The organism is Psychrobacter sp. M13 (assembly GCF_030718935.1).
Lineage (GTDB): Bacteria > Pseudomonadota > Gammaproteobacteria > Pseudomonadales > Moraxellaceae > Psychrobacter > Psychrobacter immobilis_G.
In genome coordinates, this window is sequence record NZ_CP132194.1 from 2,419,519 (window position 1) to 2,443,849 (window position 24,331).

At 42.4% G+C, this 24,331-nt stretch carries 21 protein-coding genes and 1 pseudogene; 4 read left to right on the forward strand and 18 right to left on the reverse strand.

What is annotated here, in order from left to right:
• The first annotated feature begins 41 nt into the window (after positions 1-41).
• Entirely contained in the window at positions 42-398 is a 357-nt protein-coding gene (gene nirD, locus Q9G97_RS10160) for a nitrite reductase small subunit NirD (RefSeq protein WP_305898720.1), read from the forward strand.
• Positions 399-577: 179 nt separating this feature from the next.
• On the opposite strand, the gene Q9G97_RS13580 is transcribed toward nirD, so the two are convergent.
• The 8 genes and pseudogenes from Q9G97_RS13580 to Q9G97_RS10195 all read right to left on the reverse strand — a co-directional run bounded on the left by Q9G97_RS13580 (position 578) and on the right by Q9G97_RS10195 (position 7,539).
• Positions 578-781: a DUF4172 domain-containing protein gene (locus Q9G97_RS13580; protein WP_371747875.1), complete on the reverse strand. Its 204-nt coding sequence runs from the start codon at positions 779-781 to the stop codon at positions 578-580.
• A gap of 8 nt (positions 782-789) precedes the next feature.
• A pseudogene (locus tag Q9G97_RS10165) lies at positions 790-1,242 on the reverse strand (transposase).
• Between the two features lie 52 nt (positions 1,243-1,294).
• Entirely contained in the window at positions 1,295-1,633 is a 339-nt protein-coding gene (locus Q9G97_RS10170; protein ID WP_305898721.1) for an IS630 transposase-related protein, read from the reverse strand.
• A gap of 196 nt (positions 1,634-1,829) precedes the next feature.
• Positions 1,830-2,501, reverse strand: a complete 672-nt coding sequence (locus tag Q9G97_RS10175) for an HAD family hydrolase (protein ID WP_305900321.1) — start codon at positions 2,499-2,501, stop codon at positions 1,830-1,832.
• A 101-nt stretch (positions 2,502-2,602) separates the two neighbouring features.
• On the reverse strand, positions 2,603-3,745 hold the full coding sequence (locus Q9G97_RS10180) for a TIGR03364 family FAD-dependent oxidoreductase (RefSeq protein ID WP_305898722.1): 1,143 nt from the start codon (positions 3,743-3,745) through the stop codon (positions 2,603-2,605).
• A gap of 102 nt (positions 3,746-3,847) precedes the next feature.
• Positions 3,848-4,834, reverse strand: coding sequence for an ABC transporter substrate-binding protein (locus Q9G97_RS10185; protein WP_305898723.1), 987 nt, complete (start codon positions 4,832-4,834; stop codon positions 3,848-3,850).
• A gap of 77 nt (positions 4,835-4,911) precedes the next feature.
• Positions 4,912-6,594: an iron ABC transporter permease gene (locus Q9G97_RS10190; protein WP_305898724.1), complete on the reverse strand. Its 1,683-nt coding sequence runs from the start codon at positions 6,592-6,594 to the stop codon at positions 4,912-4,914.
• A gap of 66 nt (positions 6,595-6,660) precedes the next feature.
• A complete protein-coding gene (locus Q9G97_RS10195) occupies positions 6,661-7,539 on the reverse strand; it encodes an ABC transporter ATP-binding protein (protein WP_305898725.1) in 879 nt (292 codons plus the stop codon).
• Positions 7,540-7,791: 252 nt separating this feature from the next.
• Here Q9G97_RS10195 and Q9G97_RS10200 point away from each other — a divergent pair, with 252 nt between their 5' ends.
• On the forward strand, positions 7,792-8,673 hold the full coding sequence (locus tag Q9G97_RS10200; protein ID WP_305898726.1) for a LysR family transcriptional regulator: 882 nt from the start codon (positions 7,792-7,794) through the stop codon (positions 8,671-8,673).
• Between the two features lie 155 nt (positions 8,674-8,828).
• On the opposite strand, the gene Q9G97_RS10205 is transcribed toward Q9G97_RS10200, so the two are convergent.
• The gene (locus Q9G97_RS10205) at positions 8,829-9,746 is read right to left on the reverse strand and encodes a DMT family transporter (protein ID WP_305898727.1); all 918 of its coding nucleotides are present in this window, start codon (positions 9,744-9,746) and stop codon (positions 8,829-8,831) included.
• 148 nt (positions 9,747-9,894) lie between these two features.
• Here Q9G97_RS10205 and Q9G97_RS10210 point away from each other — a divergent pair, with 148 nt between their 5' ends.
• Complete coding sequence (locus tag Q9G97_RS10210; protein WP_201569897.1) at positions 9,895-10,350, forward strand: Lrp/AsnC family transcriptional regulator; 456 nt, start codon at positions 9,895-9,897, stop codon at positions 10,348-10,350.
• A gap of 213 nt (positions 10,351-10,563) precedes the next feature.
• Here the strand turns inward: Q9G97_RS10210 and Q9G97_RS10215 are convergent, their stop codons facing one another.
• From Q9G97_RS10215 to epmB, 8 genes are all read right to left on the reverse strand, one after another.
• Complete coding sequence (locus Q9G97_RS10215) at positions 10,564-11,013, reverse strand: hypothetical protein (protein WP_305898728.1); 450 nt, start codon at positions 11,011-11,013, stop codon at positions 10,564-10,566.
• 51 nt (positions 11,014-11,064) lie between these two features.
• Positions 11,065-13,383, reverse strand: coding sequence for a DUF3488 and transglutaminase-like domain-containing protein (locus Q9G97_RS10220; RefSeq protein ID WP_305898729.1), 2,319 nt, complete (start codon positions 13,381-13,383; stop codon positions 11,065-11,067).
• The gene (locus tag Q9G97_RS10225) at positions 13,380-14,459 is read right to left on the reverse strand and encodes a hypothetical protein (protein WP_305898730.1); all 1,080 of its coding nucleotides are present in this window, start codon (positions 14,457-14,459) and stop codon (positions 13,380-13,382) included. Before Q9G97_RS10225 ends, Q9G97_RS10220 begins: the two co-directional genes overlap by 4 nt.
• 29 nt (positions 14,460-14,488) lie before the next feature.
• Positions 14,489-15,457, reverse strand: a complete 969-nt coding sequence (locus Q9G97_RS10230; protein WP_305900322.1) for a MoxR family ATPase — start codon at positions 15,455-15,457, stop codon at positions 14,489-14,491.
• Positions 15,458-15,700: 243 nt separating this feature from the next.
• Positions 15,701-16,267: a cytochrome c family protein gene (locus tag Q9G97_RS10235; protein WP_305898731.1), complete on the reverse strand. Its 567-nt coding sequence runs from the start codon at positions 16,265-16,267 to the stop codon at positions 15,701-15,703.
• A 225-nt stretch (positions 16,268-16,492) separates the two neighbouring features.
• Entirely contained in the window at positions 16,493-18,577 is a 2,085-nt protein-coding gene (locus Q9G97_RS10240; RefSeq protein WP_305898732.1) for an EAL domain-containing protein, read from the reverse strand.
• Positions 18,578-18,703: 126 nt separating this feature from the next.
• Positions 18,704-20,386, reverse strand: a complete 1,683-nt coding sequence (locus Q9G97_RS10245) for a hypothetical protein (protein WP_305898733.1) — start codon at positions 20,384-20,386, stop codon at positions 18,704-18,706.
• A 151-nt stretch (positions 20,387-20,537) separates the two neighbouring features.
• A complete protein-coding gene (gene epmB, locus Q9G97_RS10250) occupies positions 20,538-21,545 on the reverse strand; it encodes an EF-P beta-lysylation protein EpmB (RefSeq protein WP_305898734.1) in 1,008 nt (335 codons plus the stop codon).
• 129 nt (positions 21,546-21,674) lie between these two features.
• Here epmB and efp point away from each other — a divergent pair, with 129 nt between their 5' ends.
• A complete protein-coding gene (gene efp / locus Q9G97_RS10255) occupies positions 21,675-22,247 on the forward strand; it encodes an elongation factor P (protein ID WP_201569907.1) in 573 nt (190 codons plus the stop codon).
• Between the two features lie 203 nt (positions 22,248-22,450).
• Here efp and Q9G97_RS10260 read toward each other — a convergent pair whose 3' ends face one another.
• The gene (locus tag Q9G97_RS10260; RefSeq protein ID WP_305898735.1) at positions 22,451-24,292 is read right to left on the reverse strand and encodes a GAF domain-containing hybrid sensor histidine kinase/response regulator; all 1,842 of its coding nucleotides are present in this window, start codon (positions 24,290-24,292) and stop codon (positions 22,451-22,453) included.
• Positions 24,293-24,331: the final 39 nt, after the last annotated feature.

The following is a 24,331-nucleotide window of genomic DNA, read 5'->3' on the forward strand; positions in this document are numbered from 1 at the left end:
TGAAGTTTTATTTGCTACTCGTTAAATACTAAGGACACCCCATGACTCAGCACACCGTTTGCCAACTGCAAGACATTCTCCATGAAACTGGCGTTTGCGCGCTAATAGATGGTAAGCAAATCGCTATTTTTCGCACCAAGCATAATCACCTATTTGCCCTTGATAATTTCGATCCCTTTAGTCAAGCCAATGTACTCTCTCGCGGTTTGATTGGTGGCACTACTATCGTAGATGATATCGGAGGCACTGAAGAAGTGCTTTATGTCGCCTCGCCCATTTACAAGCAGCGCTTTAATTTAGTTACTGGGTACTGCTTGGATGATGAGAGTGTCAAACTCAATACATATCAAGTAGCGCTTGAGAACAGCAAGGTGGTGGTTAGTACTCATCAGGTTTAGGTAGACCGTGACGAGGTGACGGCTATCGGAGTTATTGAATAAACTTAACAGCTATACTGAGTCTTAGTAATTTAGCCAAACAGAAGCTACAAAACCTCTACAAGCCACATTATCGCTTTTCTAAAACCTACATGCTATACGTTTAGTTAATCTCTATGAAATAACAAATCGAATAACAGCTACTGTATTTCTACGGAAATTGATATCTCGTAGTGCGGTGTCTGTAGAACACTTAGTCGTAATCGCCAATTAATCTGACCAGTAGCAATTGGCATACCGCACTTTTCTACCCCTAAATTTCGCGCTACTGAAGAACGCACTTGTTCATTATTCAATAACTCATCCTCGATCTCGGGTGTTTTGACGATCTCTAAAGTTACCACGTATATAGTTAAGTCTTTATAAAATCGATACAGCCCATATTATGAAGTAGTTTAGGTAGATTATTCTCTATCCAGCCTTGACGCAGAAATTTTGCCTGTGCCCACTTTTTCTCGATAGGGTTTAAATCAGGACTGTAGGGTGGCAGCCATATAATGCGATAACCCTATCTATTGAGTAACTTTTGAATGCGTTTATTTTTATGGAACCTAGCGTTATCCATGACAATCACGCACTTGCTCTTAAGACTTGGAATAAGCGTGAACTTGCACCAGTTGTAAAATATATTCCCATTGATATTCTGCTCAAAGTAATCAAGCGCAAACAGCATCTTTTCATACAGAGCACCAATGACATTCGTACGCTTTTTTGCTTGCCAGTTGTAGCGATCAATGCAAGGTTTACCTATCGGTGCATAGCCGCAAGGTCTGATGGTTTCAGCCTCAAAGCCGCTTTCATCCATATAAATAATGGGATAGCCTTGCTGCTTAAAGCTATCAAGCCTACTGTGATACTCAGCTCTTTTTATTGGACAAGATTTCGGGTGGTCTAGTGTCTTTTTTTTGACTGATGCTAAGGCGTTTTAATGCGGCTTCTATACCTGACTTGCTACAACCTAAACGCTGTGCTCGCTCGTACATATAATCGTCTGGATGCTGCTCAACATCTTTCAATAAGGCTTCATTTGATATTTTAGTCGGTGCTTTATTTCTGGCTGTTTTAGGAGTTAAGCTCTGCTGCCAGCTGTGAATAGAGCTTGTACTAAGCTGATAAAAGTTAGCGGCTTCTCGAATCGTCATCCCGTCTTTAATGCTTCGTAACACTTGTTTGCGAAAGTCGATTGAATAGGTCATCGTTTATTTCATTAAATGTGGTTGTTAATAGGATTGTATCGATTTTATATAAGATTAACTATAGTAAGCCTTTAATCTAAACAACAATTACACAGAATCTGGAACAATCCCTCCAAGTTAAAAAAGCCATAAAAGTCATGACTTTTATGGCTCTACCATCCTGTTTTGTATATTGAAGCTTAGATCTAGCTTTGAGTTAAATAAGCGCCTTTAAATCAGTCAGCTTATCTAAAATCGCATCAGGTGAATATTTCACTAGCTGCTGCTCGTTTTGTGCACCAGATAGCACACCTAAAACCAGCCCACATCCTGCATTCTTACCTTCCTCAATATCGATACCACTATCTCCCGCTTTTAACACCTGCTGTGCGTTATCAACATTGAACTGTTTCATCGCAAGAGTAATCATATCAGGAGCTGGGCGCCCATTGTTTACATCATCTGCTGTTATTAGGGCATCTACTTGATCCCCCACAGACCACCCTAAGATAGTCAAAATTTTATTAGCAGTCTTAGCATCATATCCTGTATTTAATACTACATTACGACCGCTCGCCTTTAACTGCTCGAACAACGCTGACATGCCTTCAAACTCAGATAAGGTCTCCTTGCTATAAGCAGTTGCAAGATTGACTTTAAAGGCTGCAAATGCCGTATCCGTTAACGATTCAATATCAGCATCAGATAAATCTAGCATGTCCAAAATATCACGGATGGCGTTGCGTTTTTCTTTCCCTGCACCATATTCCAAACACAACTCAAGACTCACTTGCTTATCTGACTTGCCAGCGCGCATCAGTGCTTCATTGATAGCATTACATACGGTCTTATAGACCAAGTTACCTTCATCTACTGTTGTGCCAGCCATATCAAACACACAGAGCCTAATATCAAAAAATTTATTTTCAATACTATTTAAACTATCACTATGTGAGCTGCTGCTTGTTACATTATTCTTTACTGTATTCATTACTTTGATTCCAATACCAATTCAATTAACTCTTCGCCAAATGCGAAACCTGTTGATGCCCCTGTACCACTGGTGACTGCACCGACCACCACACCTTTTTCAGGTGATGTCTTAAATACCACGTCATCTGCACTTGGATATACACCCAACCAGTGCTGAGTAATATCTATCTCACCAATATCCATAACCTGCTTAAACTCATTAATGATTAACTCATCAATTCGAGTGTCTCTAAACGGCAGCTCTCTATCACTATAATCATGACTATCGCCAAGGATTAGTGAACCATCTTCAGACTGAACCACAATTAGGTGAACGCCTGCTTGACGCTCTACACTTTGAATATCGTCAAGTAAGCTCTTTAGTACCTTAGCTTCAGGTAACTGAGCAAATCCATCGTAACGGGCAAAGCTCAAATCTGACATGACAGCAGCATTTAATTTAAATGCTTTTTTGGGCATGACTCGCATCATATTTAGCGTGCATATTTTAGCTTTGGTCTTAGCGAGCGCTTCTGGATATAAGCCAGTAAAATCAGCTCCTGGGCAGACCACACAGTGCTCAGCGTTAAGCACACCACGGCTGGTATGCACTTTCGGTAATTCCACCGAAGTCACCGTAGTATGGTTGTAAAAATCCACACTCTGCGCCTCTTGTAGCCAGTGAGCCAGCTTAGCGATTGCAGTATTAGATTCTACTCTGAGCTCATGTGGACTATATAAGACTCCTTCCCCCTTGTTTAGATAAGGCGCGGATTTATCAATTTCAGACTGTGTCAGTAGTCGGCACTTCTCACCCATTTCCGTCTTTAAAAAAGCTTGTGCAACATCTACCGCTTCAGGTCGCTGCATTAACATATGCAGACCGGTATGCTCTACCTGAATACCTGCTTTTGGCGCAATTTCGGCCCAAATATTACGCGAGTGCATGGCGCGTTGCCAATGCTCACCTCGACGCTGACCACTAACGGTCACAAATCCAAAATTACGCACAGAAGCATCTTTGTTCTGAGACTGGCGTTCTACAACTGCAACACTCAGCCCCTTTTTAACGGCGGCGTAGGCGCTTGCCAGCCCAACGATGCCCCCACCTACGACGACGACATCGTATTTTTTATCAGAAAGTATTTTGCTCATTGTCATATCTGCTCTTCCCATACATTTTTATTAATTAGCCCTCTACTTGCTTAACCTATGAACTAATATAGCTAAGCATGAATGAGCATTATTTTGATTGAACTAAAATTACTCACCATGGAAAAAAGCACGGTGCTTATCTAACAGCTCAGCAGTTAATGGCTCTGGATAGGTCTTAGAATTATCAATCTGATTCTCAGCAGCTACTGTCTCACCGTCATACACAATATTTGGATAAACCTCTAATAAACCTGGGCGAGCTTTAGTGACAATTAATTCAGCCATTTTCATTGCTTTAGGGTTGGTTTTCTCTCCTTTATCAATAACAGCAACCGATTCAGTCAATGTGTAATTACCTTCACTGGGATCCACAAAATCAATTGGTAAACCTTTTGCTTTATTAGCGACTGCCTGATGACGTAGTCCGAAACCGATAGGCACCTCACCTGCCATTACCTTTTTAAGAGGACCAGAGCCAGATAGCTCTAAATTAGGTCCTGCATTTTCACGAATAGCAGTCATGATTTGTTGACCTTCAGCATCGGTGCCATATTCAGCAGCAATATCCTGTACAAACAACCAACCGGTTGATGAGCCATTGGGATCAACCATAGAAATTTGATTTTTATAAATAGGATTTGCTAAGTCTTTGGCACTGGTAGGTATGGGGAGATTATTGGCTGCCATCTCTTTGGTATTGAGTAAGAGGGCACCCGTAAAGCTGAGGATCGGTGCATAGTAATTAGGCGTCGCAATCTGCGGGTTTGCCGTAAATGCTAACGCTTTAAACATTGGGTTCTTTGCTTGAGCACTTTCGATATAAAACGAGCTCATTGTCACCATATCAGCTTCAATATTTTTTCCTTCTGCTAATAGTCGTCCACCCAGCTCACCTGTTCCGAATGATTGAAATATGTATTGACCTTCAAAGCCTGCCTCATCAAGCACCTCTTGAATAACCTCGACTGCCTCTTCATCAGCATTACTATAAATAATCACCTCCTCGCCAGCCGTATCTCCCGAGCTTGACGACCCACAACCTGCTACTAAAACTCCACAAGTTAATCCCGTTATTATCGTTTTAAATAAATTCATTGTTTTCCCTGATTATTTGAGTGATTAAAGGTTAAATTAGTTCTCGTAACATCAACGCCTAAACTGTGTTGAAATATCTAAGCGACCGTCGTCACTGTGGTTTTTTTCACTTTTATTTTTGTTGTGCCGTTGATGCTTCTGGTATAAAGGTATCGCGCCACTGCGAAGAACATTAATGCCGTGATATTTGTGAGTAGCACCATCAGCGACAAGATAAAGATCTCATCAAAGCGGGCGAAGTGCTGTAATTCAACAATTTTTGTAGTCAGCACCATCGTCTTTGCACCTGAAATAAATATCACTGCACTGATGCTGACCATCGCACTGATAAAGAAGTACGAGGCCACTTCGATAAGTGTAAATATTGAGTTGGGTACAACAATTCGGCGTAAAGACTGTAGCCATGAGTCTCCAAGTAAAGAGGCAGTAGTCTCCCAGCCTAAGTTCATTTTTGATAGTGCATTTTTGCTCATGAGATAAGGTGTTGAGAAGTAATGAATGATATTACTAATCACAATAATAAAGATGGTGTTAGATATAGATGAGCCTGAGAAAACCATTAGATAAGCAATACCAATAACCATACCTGGCACTGTGTTGGTCACTAAGGCTGAGCTTTCGATCGTCAGCTTTCCTATCTTGAATAATCCTGAGCGCTCGTATATCAACGCGGCAACATAGGTAATAATGGTGCCAAAAATAGCTGTTAGTGTCGCGACAATAAGTGAGTTTTTATACACTCGCATTAGGTTCGAGGACTCAATCACCTTAGTGAAGGTGTCTGTACTAAACGCCATCTCGTAAGGCCATGTCTTAATCCATGGAATGATGAAGATCACAGCAAATACGAACAACAGTGAAATCAAAATGCCACTGGACAACACACCCAGAATCCTGTCTTTGACTTTAGAGGTGGGCAAGTCAAAATGCTCTACTGAGTCATACCTGACATTAAATCGAGCCACATACCAAAGCAGTAGAATGCTCAAGACAGAGGGGATTAGCATAAATAAGGCAACCACAGAGCCCTTCTCAAACGATGGAGATGCACCCAGTATTTGGGTATAAAGCTCAGTGGCGATAACCTTGTACTGACCACCAATAGAGGCTGGAATACCAAAATCAGTAAAGGCTAAAAAGAAACATTGAATAATAGCAGCTGCAAACGTACCAATTAAGGGGCGAATGACCGTCATATCTATCTGGCGTAAGCGTGAATCGCCCATCAATTCTGATACGATTACGAACTTCTTATCCAAATATTGGAAGGTATTGTTAAGCAGTAAAAAGGCTATTGGCAAGGTATAAATAGTATAGCCAAGCCACATGCCATAGAAACCATATATGTCTTCAAACAACTGAAAGCCAATCAGCTTAGTGAGTAGACCTTGCTTACCAAAGGTGTAAATAATGGCAAATCCATAAGTCACTGTTGGCAATAGCATAGGGAACAGTGATGCAAGCTTAATGGTTTGTTTAAAACCCTTTGGCAAGTTAGTCCAGTGCACCGTATAGGCAAGGATAAATGCCAAAAAGGTGGCACTCATCGCACTAACAATGGCGACAAAAAAACTATTTAGCATCACTTGTCTAAAGTCATTACTGCTGAGGATATCGACATAATGGCTTAGACCTAACCCATCAGCCACATCAAATGACAGCATCAACATTTTGCCCAAAGGCACAAACATAAAGACGAGAAATAGCGCACCAATGAAAAGCCACGAAGCTTTCATTAGCGGTGAGTTATTAAGTTTCATAATGACCTACGCGCGAAATAAGTAAGTTTTGAGAGACCAGCGTTGGCCTAGTGCGATTAACCTTTGTTAACCCTTGGAGGTGTCTTTAATTGACTTAGCAGCTGTGCGCTGGATTATGGCATTGATATCTTCAGTGACTGAGCTACCATCTAGCACAGGTCTCATTTGAGTGTATTTTTCTAAGGGGTCAGTTGGCGCATTGTCCGCTTCAAATAGGCTCAAGATATTACGACGTTTGATGTTTAACTGATTTAAGATAAAGCTCTTAACAAAATCATTGGCAGGGTTTTTGATGATTTCTGATGGTTTAGCATATTGAGCTACTTTGCCGTCTGATAACAACAAAATGCGATCAGAGAGTGTCATCGCTTCTTCAGGGTCATGTGTCACAATCAAAGTGGTTAGCTCATAACGCTCTGCAATCTCGCGAATACGTGCCTTAATGGTCTCTTTAATAACCCCGTCTAAGGCAGATAAAGGCTCATCTAATAATAAAATCTTAGGCTTCATCACTAAAGTACGTGCTAATGCAACACGCTGCTTTTGCCCACCAGAGAGCTGGCTGATTCGCTTGTTCAAATGCGGCTTAATCTCCAAAAGGTCCACCAGCTCATCAACCTCCGCTTGTGTGCTGACGTTAGGTCTATTACGTAGCCCATATTCAATATTCTGCTTTACATTCAAGTTAGGAAACAAAGCATAGTCTTGGAATACAATATTGAAACCTCTGTGCTTCATAGGCACACGTGTGATGTCTTCATTATCATAGGCAAGTCGACCAGAACTAATATCGGTTAGACCTAAAATAATATGCAGTAACGTGGTTTTCCCACAGCCAGATGGGCCCAATATTGAAACAATCTCACCCTTATTTACCTTTAAGGAGATGTCCTCAAAAATAACTTTGCCATCATACTTTTTAGTCACATTTCTTAGTTCTAACATAATTTTCAGCCCAAACTTATATTCTGCTATTAGCAGTGAGTTATAGCTCAAACAAATACACTTAGGTAAATTGCTCAATGCTTTAATCGTTTACATGTGACTACTATAAGAGATGAATATGACAGTTTAGTGTCATATATAAGGTTAGCTTATATATTTAATCATTCAGTCTTATTTGTCGTGTATAACTTCTCGTACTCCCCAGGGATAAGCCTGACAATCTCTGAAACCGATACGAAAGATGGTGATCATATGATGAAAAAACCCTATACCTATAATCAGCTAAACATCTTAAACTCTGTGCTTGAGGAAGGTAATTACACGCAAGCAGCTAAACGTTTGGGGGTGTCTCAATCCGCCATTAGCCAAGCCCTATCTACGCTTGAAAACAACCTTGGGTTTAAGCTATTTATGCAGCGTGGCAGGCATCTTGTGCCAACAGATTACTGCTTAGAGCTTGGATCGTTGACGAGTAAAATACGAGCAGTTGAAGAGGATCTAGAGCAGCTAATTCACAGAAGTAAGATTTTTGAATCAGCTATATTAAAGGTAGCTCTATGCAGCCCATTACCGGGAACTGAAATTATCAGGCAGTTTAGTAAGCGCTATCCCAAGCTACAGACTGAAATCTATTTTGGTAATTTCTATGAAACGTTCAGTAGAGTCGTTAACGGTCAAGTAGATGTTGGCATTCTTGCAAATGTGCCAAAAGATGACAGGTTACAGTTTAAGAAATGTGCTACCCAAAGGCTTGTTGCCTTATGCTCACCGAACCACCCTTTTGCATCAAGAGAGTCTATAAGCTTAACTGAACTGGCATCGGAAACCGTTATATTCCGCACGCACGGCTCCACCACTCAAAAACTCATAAATGAAGTACTAGCAAAAATTAATTTAGAGATAACCCCTACATATATCGTTAATACTCAAGAAAGTGTTTACGATGCGGTTTACCAAAACTTAGGAGTAGGATTTGCATGGAGCGAAAGCACAATAAGAAAGGATGGTTTTGTGAAGGTGCCCATTGCGGAGCTACCTTCAGATTATGACGAGGTGGTTTTTTCACTCAAAAATGTAAACAATTTAGTGGTGACTGCTTTAATGAACTCTTTAGATACGTCTACGTATGAATGAGAGGTTCACAAAAATCATGGCGCAGCTCTGTCTATTGAATTTGGGAATGTAAATGCGTGGGCTAATGCCATACTAACAGGTATATTTTGTAGAGCTTGGTTCGGTGACTTTTTACCTCGATTTTATTCTCATTTTTAAAGAGAACGGGTTTTAACTTACTTCACTCGATTAGATAAAATGACGCCAATTGTGCTCAACGCTATGCCGCATATCATTGCGATTGATAAGGCTTCATGAAGTATCAATGCTGCGAGTAAGGCAGTTAATCCGGGAGACAGGGAGCCGAGCAACAAAGAGCGAATAGAACCAAGTTTATTGACCGCATAAGAAAATCCAATGGTTGAGATAACGCCAACGCCAACCCCTTGTACTAAGATAAAGGGTAGAGCCTCGTCAAAAGAAACAACCCCTAAATTTGTCTTCAGAACACCAGATAGTACCATCACCAATGTCACAAAAAATGAAGTATAAGAAAGCACGATAGCAACAGCTATTGGACTCAATTTCGTACTCTTTAAGCCTAAAGTGTAACCCGCCCAAACCAGACTCGCTATCAGTAAAAAGGCTGCACCATATAGAAGACTGTCAGGTATTGACCTTGCATTCCCGACAATCATAGTGGCTATGCCAAACAGAATAAGAAGAAATGCCAAAAATTTACTTAGCGAGATCCGTTGGCGAAAAAGAACAAAAGACAAGATTGCGGCAAAAAATACTGGCGTCCCTGTCAAAATAGTACCAACGTAAGCTGCAGGAGCAGTGCTCGCGCCAAAAGTGGCTAACAAGAGAAAAGGAACACCGCCAAGCATAATAAACGTGATATCAGACCATTTAATATTTTTGATTTCATGTAAGCTAGACAATACCCACGGCGTTAATAAAAGCAGGGGCACGCTAAATCGAATGAGCATGACATCAGCAATACTTAACGACGACGCCCCAACAGCCCGCACAGTCAAGGCAAAGCCTGACCAGATAAATAACACAATAATCATAGCCACATAGCCTTTCATTAGTGGCGACATTATGAACAAGGGTTTTTTGCGTGATGAGGGCTGAAATGCTGTATTCATATTGATTGCTTATGCTTATATTTAAAAGCCAATTATCAATCAAAAGCCACGCCTTTATCTCTATTTATTGATTGCAATTTCACAGTTAATTGATGGATAATAGCAAATAACTGTGAAATTTTAGCTGAAAGTGCTAAAGAGGTAATTTATGGATAAAATCGACCGTCATATTTTGGAAATACTTCAGAAAGAAGGACGTTTATCAACGGCTGAATTAGCCGAGCGTATAGGATTGTCAGCGTCACCTTGTGCCAGACGCTTGAAACGTTTAGAAGATGAGTTTTATATAGAGGGCTACCAAGCGAACGTAAACAAAGCTAAAGCTGGTATTACGATGAGCTTTTTTGTGGAAGTCAGCCTGAGCAATCATCAGGAAGAATCGATTACCGCGTTCGAACAAGCGTTATCTGAGATGGATGAGGTGATTAATGGACATGTTGTTTCGGGCTCTTACGATTATTTGTTGGAAGTGGTAAGCCCAGACCTTAACGGTTATGAAGAGTTTACTCGTAAACTACATAAGCTGACTAGCGTCAAAGACATACACACCCATTTATCAGTTAGAAAAGTGATCGATAAAACGACGTTGCCTATTTTTATATGATGCTTTTTAATGCTTTTTAGGATGTGTGCTCGATTCAAGATATCAAAGTTACTTACTATAAAGTTATAGTTTCCAGTGTTAGTTAGCTACTTATCTACTTGGCTACTTAGTTGCTCAGCTTCTATATTTTTAACACCTCTAATAAATCTCACAAAAAAAACGCCTCCAATAATGAAGGCGCTTTTACTAGATTAGAAACAGTATTAGACGATATTAGATAACATTCACAGTAGTATCAATATAGATCTGCGTCGAGGTATCATTGATGGACTGCCATACATCATATACATCAGCGCCTGAGGTAGTTTGTCCTACAGTAGACCAATCGTCACCTTCTAGGTTGACCGTATCATCATTATCCCCTCTGACATAGATAGCAGAGTCCACATCTTTAGCAGCGACATTCAAGGTATTTGCACCTATACCGCTAATGTCGATGATATCAGGTTGGATAAGATCAGCTAGGCTAATGATTTGATCTGCACCCTCAAAGCTTAGAATATTGAATCCTTCGCTTGAAGTTGCTAATGATATATCATGCAGCTCAATAGCGTTATCATCAGCCAGCGTAAAGCTGTCATCTAACATAAAGCTGTCATTTAGCATCATGCTACGTCCGGCAGCTGGGGATGGTGCTGGCCAAGCACTAGTAATGTTTATCATCAGTGTCGCGGTATCCTATTACACCTATTAATAGCCGGTAAAAAATGAGAACTATGAGGGCAATGAGAACCCCGTTACTTCGTCTTTCAATCTTTTAAAGGTCTGCTGATACTCTACATCTTTTTTATCAACTGCACTCAAGCGCCCATAACGCAGCTGGCGATAATAGTATTTGATACTATCAATAGACTGCTCGACCTCTTGCTGTCTCTCAGAGCTATTATCAGCTGTTCTAGAGGCGATTGCCAGTCGCTCAAGCCATGCCAGCTGCCCTTCGCTATCATGATGACTTAGTGCTTGATCCTGTCGAGCTATGCGCTTAGACAGTTTGATAAGCACTAAATCGACAGGATGCCAGCGCTGGCGACGACGCTGCCAAATCATCAGGACTAACAGTGACACTACTAAAATTGCCGTGCTAGCGAGCCAAAGCAATTGCTGCTTTATCGAGCTGATATTAAACCATTTCAGCAGTGATCCTGCTTGCTTGTCCTGATCGTAGCCGACGATGTCCTTTTGCCAGTAGTAGCTGGCCTGATCAGATAAACGGCGCAGCGTTTGTAGCATCTGGTACTGCTGATAGCTGATCTGCGCGCCAGCGCCTTGCCCGAACATAGCCGCACCTTGGTCTTGCGTTATCGCATCCATACCCTGCTCGACGCGTTCAGGTGCAACAAAGGCTGTCGGATCGATACGTACCCAGCCTTGACCCTCAAGCCACACCTCAGTCCATGCATGGGCGTCCATTTGCCGCACCTCCCACACATTACCGCCATTGCTCAGCTCGCCGCCCTGATAGCCTGCGACTACTCTTGCAGGGATACCAGCCGCTCGTAGCATAAAAGTAAAGCTTGACGAATAGTGCTCACAAAACCCTGCTTTGGTATCGAATAAAAACTCATCGATACGGTTTTGATTGAGTTTTGGCGGGGATAAGGTATAGCGAAACTCTGTTTGATTAATCCAGCGCTCAATAGCCGCCATGTAACGCTGCGGATCTGAACCTGAATCCTCAAATAATTGCTGAGCCAGCGCGCGAGCTTTAGGATTGCCCTGCGCAGGTATAGCCAAATTGATAGCTCTATCTGCATCGTTAAGCGTAGGACCAATGCGCATAGGCGCGTAACGCAGAACGTTATAACGCAGCTGCTGAGTGACGGGCTGATCTTTTAGTAAGGTAAAGTCTGAAGTAATACTAATCTGTTGACGCTGCGCAAATGGATAATCAAGGCCGAATAACCAGCGCTGCTGTGTTGGTTCCAAAATCACCTGATAAGTGCTTGGTGCAAGCTTGTCTTTGTCCTCAGCGGTAGCTAGGGCATCTATCAGCCACTGCGGGCTTTGACGATTGGTCTCCCATTGCCATTGCTGCTGTTGTTTAAGAGAATTGCGCCGCCACGTCACTCCGTCAAAATCACTAAATACTAAGCCGCGCCAATAAAGATCGCTTTGAGCGGGGCGCGCATTATCAAATTCAACTCGAAAAGCCAGCTCAGTGGATTGACCCAAATTGGCAAAGTCGCCAGGTGACATACTATCGGAGACGCCCGTCATCGCGCTTTGCCCTGACAGCTGTACCGACCATAATGGCGGCAGACGCGGAAAGAATAAGAACAGCACGACTAGTAGCGGTAAAGCGCCAATAGCCAATACGCCCAGAGTACGCACGCGACCATCACCGACCCTATTGCTATCATCATTGAGGGCAATAAAAGCCAGCAAGATCGCCAGTACGCCTATGATAACTTCAAGGGTCGTTAGCAGACCTTGATCCATCAAAAACAGTGCTGCCAGCACAAATAACGATAGATTAAGTACCACATAAGCATCACGTCGTTTATACAGCTCCCACAGCTTACTGACCAGACATAGCACCAAAAAAGCCACACCCATATCGAGGCCAAAAGCAGTATTGTAAGTCAGCCATAGACCTAGCAGTCCTAATAGGAAGCCAAGCATTTGCATGCCTTGATAAAAGCGCTTACGCTGCACGGATCGCTTGAATTTGGCTTTTATAGCAGGCATCTGGGCGATAATACTGATAAGCGCAAAGCCGATCAGCCATAGGGGCAGATGCGCGGCATGGGGCAAGATGACCGCAACTTGAGTAATGAGCACCCAATAATACGCTGGTAGAGCCAATAGTTTTTTATACCAGCGCTTGTCGGTGCTCAGCTCGGTATTTAGATAGCTGTTTGACTTATCAGGTTTGATAATAGTCACAGTAGAATGGATAGCATCGAGATTAGCATTAGTATGCTTGCCGGATGCTAATTGCTCAAAAGTAGGATTTGCTATAGCGTCAGATTTTGCTATTGGATCTTTAATATTTTTGGCGAGGCTTTTAGAAGTGCGTTTAGAGTTAGTCATGGCGTTTTTGCCAACCTCAACAAGCAAGCCTGTGCAAATACTTCACCTTGACCTAGCGTAGCGGTTTTAAAGATCTGATCATCAGCCAGTTGCATCTTAAAGGGCACGTTGAGCTGTCCAAGCGTTAATGCACCATAAGCCAATTGAGCTAGCTTTTGCTCGTGAGTCGCCGCTGGCATATCACTATAAGCTAAGAGCTGCTCGTGGCCGATAGGATCGCCAAAGTGCTTGGTCAGCATACCCTGCCCACGTGCCACATGCGCCCAAGACACTCGGGCTAATGACTCACCTTCGATATAGCTATCAAGGCGATCAAAATCATCTTGCCCTTGAGTGTATTGCCCGCCTAATGGCAGATCCTCACTATTAGTTTGACTGTATTGAGTTTGCCAGTCAAAAGGTAACGGTTTTGGATAAACCCAAGCCATTCGTGCAAAATAAACGTATGACCAAGCGCGCATAATACCTAAAGGATAGACCGTTTTGACTTGTAGACGCGGTAGCTCAAGCTGACCACGAACTCGAGTTTTGATAGGCAGACGGATAATTTGCTCATCTTGCAGGCGTGATAACAGCACTGATTGTTGCGGGTTTTTACCAGAATCAGCGTGTTCACTTCTATCACTAGTAGTCGCTTTTTTATGCTTTTGCCCAGTACTTAGCTTAGTACCTAATTCACTATCTTGATCAAAACAGAACAGAAGCTGTCGCCTAGGCTGCCGACTCGTATTAAGCACTTTTAGAGTGACCCATACAGGCTTGCCAACTTCTGCCATAGTGACATCGATCAGCTGTACCTTTAGACCTGATACATGAGCAAAAGTCACATGAAAGCTAATCAGCCAAACACTAATCAGGTAAAAGCACAGACCCAGCACCAGATTATTACCATAATTGATACCAGCAATAAAAGTAATAGCTAATAGCACGGCAAACAACAAGCCCTCACGACTAAAAAATATATAGACGTTACGCAAATGAAGGGTCGCACTATCACTTTTGGGCGCGCGCTTGGCGAACCATCGCGACATCGTTGTCGTTAGCGCTTGATTCAAAGGTTTTGGTAGAATGCTCATAACGGGCCTATTATTACGGTATCAAAACTTTAACCGAGCACTTTTACTTCTGTCAAGATACGCTGAGCAAGGGTCTGAAGGCCTTGAGATTGACTATTGGCTGCCGCTACAAAACGCTGTCCTAGTCTATGATCGACTACTGCCGCAAAGACCGCTTGGATATCTTCAGGCGTCACCTCCGTATGTCCTGACACATAGGCATAAGCTTGAGCAGCACGCTGCAATGACAGCACACCACGCGGTGACAGGCCATGATACTCTTGACTAATACGGGTTTGCGCCACTAGCTGCTGTAGATAATCAAGCACGACTTCGGCGACATACACTTGCTGCACGCCTTGCTGGGCCAATAGCACCGCTTTGGTATCCAAGATGGCATCTAACTGCGCCATCAGTGCTCGCCGATCTTGACCTTGTAGCAACATACGTTCGGCGGCAGGCGATGGATAGCCTAGCGATAAACACATCAAAAACCTATCCAGCTGCGATTCAGGCAAAGGATAGACCCCTGCTTGTTGCATGGGGTTTTGGGTCGCAATGACAAAGAACGGCTTCGGCAACGGGTAGCTTTGACCATCTTGAGTCACTTGCCGCTCCTCCATCGCCTCCAGCAAGGCGCTTTGGGTCTTAGGACTAGAGCGATTGATCTCATCAGCGAGTAATAGCTGAGTAAAGATAGGCCCGCGCCGAAATTCAAAGCTGAGCGTGCTTTGATTATAGATACTCATACCCAAAATATCAGCAGGCAGCATGTCATTAGTGAACTGCACTCTGTTAAAGCTCAACCCTAATAGCTGGGCCAGCCCTTGCGCTAGCGTGGTCTTACCCATACCTGGCAAATCTTGCAACAATAAGTGCCCACCAGCTAACATACAGCTAAGTGCCAGCTTGGTCACTGATGATTTATCGAGCACTATTTGATTGAGCTGCGCTAGTAGCTGAGCTACTTGCCGCTGATTGGTTGAATAATCGATAGGGTTTTGGTTGGGCTGAGTCATTGAGTGTGGCTGAGAAGTATTAAAAGGTCTAGTAGACGAGTCGTAGGACGAGCTTTGACGCATAGGTAACTACCAAAGTATTTATGATAAAAGACTAAGGCCTGTCCTCATGCAATGGAGGACAGGCCGTAGATTGACAATCTTGATAAATAGAATACTACTATTGGTGTTCATATGTCCAATTAGCAAAAATAAAATTGCTAAAACTATAGCTACTATCAATATTACTACTAAAAAATACCGCTATTGAAAATCTGCTGCCGGCTTATTTTCAGCGCCTGCTGGTATTTCAAGCGCCTCATCACGCAACGGCTTACTTTGCTCATCTTTATCCGTTGCTACTGATGGCTTAGATGCATCGGCATCATTAATAGGAAACCCCTCTTCATCGAGAACGGGTACAGGCGCGCGCAAGGTAGATAGATAAGCGATGACATCAGCACGCTCGCTGGCATCGGGCATAGGGTCGGCAAGCATTTTTGAGTCGGTTATCACCTTTTCATTATCTTCGATATAAGGGTCAAGCTTTTCGGCAGTCCATTCCCACCCTGCGGCTTTTAAGCCATCGCTATAGTCAAAGTCAGCCAACTGTGCCGATTTAGCACCATAGATATTCATCAGCTGTGGACCTTTTTTATTGAGCCCTGGAGTGAGCTGATGGCACTGAGCGCAGGCTTCTTCATAAATTAACTGACCACGTTTAGCGTCACCCGCCTCATAGACAGGCAATGTAGCCTCTGGACGATAATCAGGCGGCGTACTACGCGAGCAACCATTGAGAGAGACGAAAGCAATAGTGCTTAAACTCAATATAGTTACTATCTTCGTAAGAGTAGCAGAGATTTTAGGAATAATTATATCAACTTAAATATTAGAAAATTGTCGTCAAGAGCTACTCAAAAATAGAGTTTTGAAAGTATAATTCTCAAAAGCACAGTTTTTAAAAGTATGGCTTAAGCAGCATCAAATCGCTTATCAATAGGCTAGCTGTACTTAAAAAATACACTTAGAAACTGTGCTATACCAGCTTATGCTTTAAACCACATTCATGCTATCGCTTGGCTCTTCTAAGTAATAGCCTTGTAGATAGCGTGCGCCTACACTCCAAGCCACTGACATTGTAGCAGCATCCTCAATAAAAGGCATCAGCACATCAATATCCAGCTCATTCGTTTTTGCAATAAAGGATTTGATAGTTTCTAGATTATCACTATTATCAATACCTTCTACATAATTGCGTGCCAACCGAGTCATATTTGGTCGCACAAATTCAACAATATCAAAAGATTTGGCAGAAGTACCAAAATTATGAATGCCTAATTGACAAGTCGTTTCACTCAATGCGGTAAACTGACTCTTTGCTACGGTTAAATGGTTGGATATGTCTTGCTCATTGAACTGTAAGGTGAGTGCGCCAGGTGCGCCGCCTACTGCTTTGATTAACTGACTGGCAACGTTCGGCAGTTTTTTATCGACTAAAGAGGCACTAGTCAACTGCACTAATATACGGGCTTGCGGGTGAGTTTTGCGTAGCTCATTAACTTGCTTACAAGCATTAATCAACACCCAGCGATCTATTTTTTCAAGAAGATTATTATTTTTGGCAACGCCTGCAAACTGATTAAATCTCAATATAGTATTGTCAGCATCGGCCAATGGTAGTCGTAAATATACTTCAAAAAAGTCACTACTATCATTACTGATGTCATATATAGGCTGGAAGAGTAGCTTAAAGCGGTCATGTTCAATGGCGTTGATTAAGGTTTCAGCCAATGCATTATCATCACTACTAGCATGCTCTCTTGGGTCATACAGATGATAAGCGTTGCCTTGGTTCACCGTCTGAATTCTGACCCGATTGATCGCCTCAAGTGCGCGCTCAAGGAGCACCTGCGTATTAGGAGCGTTTTGTTCGATAATAACTGCACCGATGCTGGCTGTGGTCGTCGTCGTTCTCTGACCGACTTCTATTAGCATCTCGCTAATGCTGACGCGAATCTTTTCAGCCAAGTCTGTTAGCTGTTGTAAGTCAGTACTCTCTACTAGCACCGTAAATGAGGTGTCATTGAAGCGGCTGACACAATCGGTAGTCACTAGATCCTCTAAATTTCTAGCCACTTTTTCGATCGTAGTATCAATACCTTGCAGCCCTAAGCTACTGCTTATCTTACCAATATTATCAAGCTGAATATATAACAGCCCTGCGTTATGTTGGCCTTGCAAAGCTTGTTGATACAATAGCTCAAAACGCTCTTCAAACCCACGACGGTTGCTGAGACCTGTCAGACTATCTTGACGCTGCGCTACTGCTAAACGCTGCGCAATCTCATTAGCACTATTGTCGTTTTGCTGGATAATAATCTGAGTAACAGGATCTCCATTTAAGGTTGCGGTCGCCAGCTGTAATTTAGCTTGAAAAGTACTGTCATCAGTACGCCGACTCTCAAAATTAAACTCAACTTGTTTGCGGTTTCCTTTATCGAACTGTCGTAAGAAATGCTTAAAGGCTTTGACGTTGTCTACGCTGCTAATCAAATCAATAACAGGCATCCCCATAATGTCATCTATAGACTTAAAGCCAAAGAGCCTTAGATAAGAGTCATTAGCAAATATATGAATACCTTGGTCAATATAAGCGACAGCGCTTTTTGAGTTTTTGATCAAAATATTAGCACGCTGTTCGGCCTCAGAGAGCACATCACGTAGTTTTTTGAACTGTCGGCGGGTCCTTAAGTTATCATGTTGCAAGAGAATAGCCATGATCACAGGCCCCTCTTTATCTGGCATCAGTGCCTTGATCATCGTACTATCGATAACCGCTGGAAGACCATCATCGTTGCGACCTGTGTCTGCGGTATCATTACTCATCAGGCAAATCATAGGCAGATCAATGCTACGCTCTTGTACGATACCGACCACATCGGTGAATATTAAATCATAAGCCTTACCAAAGACCAATACATCCCACTGCTGACGCAAGGTTCTGAGCAACTCTTCTTTATCATCCAAGAAACCCAAATTGACTTTATCGTAGTAAGCCGATAGCAGCTTTACCAAACGTTCAGCGTAGAGCTGGTCATCGTCTATTACTAATAAGTTTAGAGTAGTGTCAGGGCGCATAATATGCCTTTTTTACATTAGTTTTAATTATCTAACTGCTACTTTTGTCACAATCAGAGTCAAGGTATCGGATAGCTTTTTTTATCACACTCAAACACTAACACCCAAATGCTACTAAAAATTGAGCTATAACATGACAAATTCGTACTGGCTAAACTCTTCGGTACTGAGCAGACAGCGCTGCAGACGCACTGATTGCTGTTCATCATTCATACGAACTATGACTCGATCTTGCTCTTGAAAGTGATAAGCAGGCACTAATAAGCTGTTGCCTGTTTGCAAATCATTGTCATCCGCTACAATAAAGCCTGATACAAACCTTAAATTCTTACTTTTAGGGTTTGCCAAGCGTAGTCCACAAGGATTGAGCTGGTGCCCGAGCACCTGCCACTCCATCTCAGTCATCACCTCATCTCTTATTAACCAACGGGCAACACCGATAGACCATTTAAGCTTAGTTTCAACCTTTGGTCGGCAGAGCAAAAACAAGCTCATAATTTGTAATGAATAGCGCTCATCTTTGTTATTTGCTATCTGTTTGGATAGCTGTAGTAATCGATATTGTGACATGACATCGGTACTATCAAAGGTTTCAACGCTAATGCCTGTGACGCTATTAGCTTTAGCAGCTGCTTTTGGTAAATACTTAGCAGGTAGATCTTGTTGACCTATGATATCGAGTAAATCTCGCTGTTTTGCCACGTGATAGTGAATATTATTAAAGCCTGTGAGAATAGTCGCTTGCTGCTTGGGACTAATTTTGGACGGCATCGTATTTTTGCGCTCGATATAACGGTAATTAATAGTCAATAAAACATTATTAGTTAGGCGGTATTCAATAGCGTCATTATCACTGTGTTTCAGATCAGCTATACGTAGATTCAAATAATCCGCTAATGGCTCTAAATCAAGGAATAAGCAAGCATGCTGCCCATCAAAAGGATCAATAGTAGAGCTGGCGGTCAAATAATTAGGAGGCCTGTCGCTATTGAGATCTACGAACACGCGAGTATTGGTTTTTGGTCCTATACTGGTGTCAATATATTCTGCCCAATCAGGGAGCAGGCGCTGAACCAATAAGATACTGGATCGACGCATAGCGCGTGCATTTAGTAGGCTGTGCAGACACATCTGCTTATAAAGCTGATGGATACTTTTGGCCTGCCGCGTCACCACTTTGTTGCTCAAGTCAATATAGGCTATTTCGTAATGATGCGACTGACCAAAAAGCTTATTCATCTGTGACCAAATATGCTGGGGTGGCTCTTGCGACAAATAGGCGGTCTCAAACAATAACTTTTGATAAGCAACTAATGACGAATAAACCGCTTGAGCTAATAGTAAAGGTGGCGCTTTACTCGTTGGCAAAAGCCTGCGCCAGCTACCATCCATCTGACTAAAGTGTTGAAAATCCAACGCTTGGCCTTCGCGTTCAACAATGCCGTCGTAGACCAAAACCGTCAAATAATATAGAGACTTAACTTGCTCAAAATAGCTTATCTGCTCGTGATTAAGTGCGCCCATCTCATATATATAGTGCTTACGTAGTGAGGTAATCAGACGATCGGTAGCACTGCTCATTATACTCATAAGCTCTAAGCACAGCTTGTCATTCAAACCTGGTAAAGTAAGCTCTGTTAGTATGCTCTCAATCTGCCGAGCTTGTACTTTTTCGCTCTGAGCAGGCAAGCTTGCAGTCCATTGTAATAGCTGCTGCTGTTGCTGTTGCCCCTCTAGATATCTAAAACCATCTTGTGGTAAAGGCTCTTTATTAGCTAGGTGCTTTTGGAAGGTCGATAGAGTTATCACAAGGGCTCCTAAATGCAAATATATTATGACGGCTGTAAACAGTTATTGACTTAGCTATCGTTACTTCAAAAAAGCTTGCGCCAATATAACACAACTAGTGTTTGATATTAATAGATCGTTATAGAGGATCTAGGTGGTTATAGTGAGATATTTAAGAGACTTTGTAAATGTCAATCGGCACCTTAAACGGTCTACTCGTCAGCTCTCTGACTAACTTGGGGACCAAATAGCCAGGTAATTGCTTTAACAATGCCCAATATAGCTCAATCGCCAACTGTTCGCTCAAATCAAAATGTGCGCCGCCATCTACTTTATCAAGTACATGCAGATAATAAGGCAGCACGCCTGCACTGAATAAACGCTGACTAAGCGCAACTTGCAGCTCAACACTATCATTGATATCTTTTAACAATACCGTCTGATTGAGCATGGTGATACCTGCATTATTAGCCCGTTGCAGCGCTTGAGCCGTCAAGGTATCAATCTCATTGGCATGATTACAGTGCACGACCATAACGATGCGACAGCGACTTTGCGCCAATCTATCTAATAATTCGTTATCCAAACGCTCAGGTATCACAATAGGCAATCGGGTATGCAACCTAATAGTGGTAAGCTGCGGGATAGCCTCAAGCGCATCAAGCCATGCAAATAGACGCCTGTTGGAGACGCTTAGCGGATCGCCACCACTTAAGATAACCTCATCAATCTCGGGATGAGTGCTAATATAAGCTTTAGTTGCAACTTGTGTGCCAGAATTTGGCATATTTGCATTATAGTCAAAATGTTGACGAAAACAATAGCGACAATGGATAGCGCAGGCACCTGTTATCGTTAATAGTACGCGCGACTGATACTTGTGTAATAACCCACGGCTTGGGTTATGATCACTCTCACCTAGTGGATCAGTAACGTAGCCCGTCACTGCTTGTTGCTCACGCTGGTCTGGTAGTACTTGTTTAAGCAGGGGATCATTGGCATCGCCAACGCTCATTTTGGCAACAAATGCACGAGGGACACGCAGTTTGAAATGAGTCGGCACATATACTTGCGCGCGCAGCGACTCAAGCTGCAATATAGCCAATAGCTCATCAATTGAGCTTACCGCCTCGGATAATTGTGTTTGCCAGTTTTTTTGTGTGATTAAATGGTTTATCATAACACTCTAGTATGTCTGCTTAAAAATCAACATTATACGTAATCTCAGCTTACTATCAAAACATACCTGTCAAACTGCTCAGGCCTTATATTAGAAACAATTGTTAAAAACAATCATTAGGAGTATTTTGTGGCAAGTTTTTCTACCAATGAATTTAAAGCCGGTCTAAAAGTCATGCTCGATGGCAACCCTTGTGCCATTACGGAAAACGAGTTTGTCAAACCTGGTAAAGGCCAAGCCTTTAATCGCGTTAAGCTACGTAACTTACGTAGTGGTAAAATGTTAGAGCAGACCTTCAAGTCAGGTGATAGCTTGGAGGCCGCTGATGTCATCGATACTGAAATGAACTATCTGTATAACGATGGTGAATTTTGGCACTTTATGCATCCTGAGAGCTTTGAGCAATTACAAGCAGATAAGACTGCGATGGGCGACTCAACACAATGGTTAAAAGAGAACGGTAACGATCTGTGCACTATTACCTTATTTAATGGCGTCCCTTTATCTATCACTCCGCCAAACTTTGTTGAATTGACCATCACCGAAACAGATCCTGGTGTTCGCGGTGATACTTCAGGCGGCGGCGGTAAGCCTGCTATCTTAGAGACTGGTGCGGTAGTACGAGTCCCTTTATTTGTCCAGCAAGGCGAAGTCGTCCGTGTTGATACGCGTACCAGCGACTATCAAACTCGTGTCAGTTGATATGACTGTCAGTTAATATAATAGTGCTTCAACAGACCCTAGTTACCAAAATTTAAAATGACTACAGTGTTCTAAGCAGTAATGAAAAAGGCGCATCGATTCTCTAATCGATGCGCCTTTTTCATTACTTATAATACCGAACTATAGCTCATCTAAGGTATCGTCCATTTGATATTGAATGACAGCTAATACCATTAAAATAATTATGATCTTTTTCTCAATGCCTGTCTATGCATCAGCCAATACTGAACCAAAGCGTTGAGCTGATCCTTCTTAAAAGGTTTGGTACAATAATCTTGCATACCTACTTGTAAGTACTTTTTGCGCTCACCGTCCATTGCATTGGCAGTGAGGGCGATAATTGGAGGCAAGGTATCCGCATCATATAGCTCACGTAGTCTGAGGGTCGCTTGTACCCCATCCATAATCGGCATAAAGTGATCCATCAATATAATTTCATAGTGCTGTGGGTCAGCGGCAAAGGTTTCAAGCGCTTGCTGACCATCCGTGACATGGGTAACGGTATGACCGCTATCAACAAGGGCCTTTTTGGCTATTAGTGCATTAACATTATCATCCTCAACGAGTAGAATATGTCCAACCAGCTCTGAGACTGACTTGAGCATACCACCATTTGACTGCTGCCATGCGTTGTACTCTTGCTGCTCAAGGGTCGGTAATGGCAGTAAGACCTGAAAGGTAGTCCCTATCCCAAACTCACTACTGACCGAGATATGACCGCCCATCAGATTCACTAAAGATTTGCATATTGACAAGCCTAAACCTGTACCACCATAGAGCCGATGGGTCGATTTATCCGCTTGATTATAAGCATCAAATATGACACCCAATGACTTAGGCTTGATACCGACTCCATTATCAATCACCTCAATACATAATGTCATCTCTTTGGAATCTACGCTATAGTCGCCAGCAGCATCAGCGCTTTGCTCAACTGTTTTCATCTCACCAAAATTGTAATGAGTCATTAATTTTGCAGGATTCTGGGTGCTCGTTTTATCTTTGTTAATACGGGTACTATGAGCGGGTATCTGACCATGAGCTAGTCTGGCATGCGTGACATTGATACTAATGCGCCCGCCCCTGCGTGTGAACTTGACTGCATTACTGACCAAATTTGCCAAAATTTGCCTGAGACGTACGGGGTCTCCGAGCATGTAAGGCGATAGCTCTTCGGTATAATGGAAATCCAGCGTTAAACCACACTGACGGGCTTTCATGGCGAATAAATTAATAACATCATGACACACTGTCGCCAAATTTATAGGTACTGCTTCAATAGTCATTTTGCCTGATTCGACTTTTGATAAATCCAAAATACCATTGATTACCGACAATAAGTGCTCAGTGGATATGTCTATATTATCCACGTAGCTTTTTTGCTCATCATTGAGTTTAGTATCATTGAGCATCTCAACCATGCCTATGATGCCATTCATAGGAGTGCGAATCTCATGACTCATATTAGACAAAAAATCTGACTTCATTTGATTGTCTTGTTTGGCTTGATGCTGCTTTTTTTGCAGACGTAAAGTGTCTGCTACTATCTCTGCAAATTGTGCTAATTGCTCGGCTTTTTTATCATCAAAATCGAAATTGGGTTCAGTGTCAATGACACATAACGAGCCTAAACGATACGTGGTATTACCATCACGTATGATAATTGGTGCGCCGGCATAAAAGCGAAAGAAAGGCGCCTCTGTCACTAACGGGTTGCTTGCAAAGCGCTCATCTGCGGTTAGATCAGGGACAATAAACACTTTGTCAGATAACACCGTATAGTTGCAAATAGCCACTTCACGAGTTGTCGTACAGACACTCCCTAAGCCATGGACAGCTCTTAAGTATTGCGTGTCTTCATCCATAAAGGTAATGGTAACTATTGGAAAGTCAAAAAATAGTTTTACCAAATCAGTGAGCCTTGCAAAAGCAGGCTCATGGTCATTATTGAGCACTTCATATTCGTGCAATTTTGCAATGCGGTATTTTTCATCTACTGCTGATGGGTACTGTAAAGTAGACAAAACTATCTCCCTCAATTAGTGTAATAACGACCCTGTCAG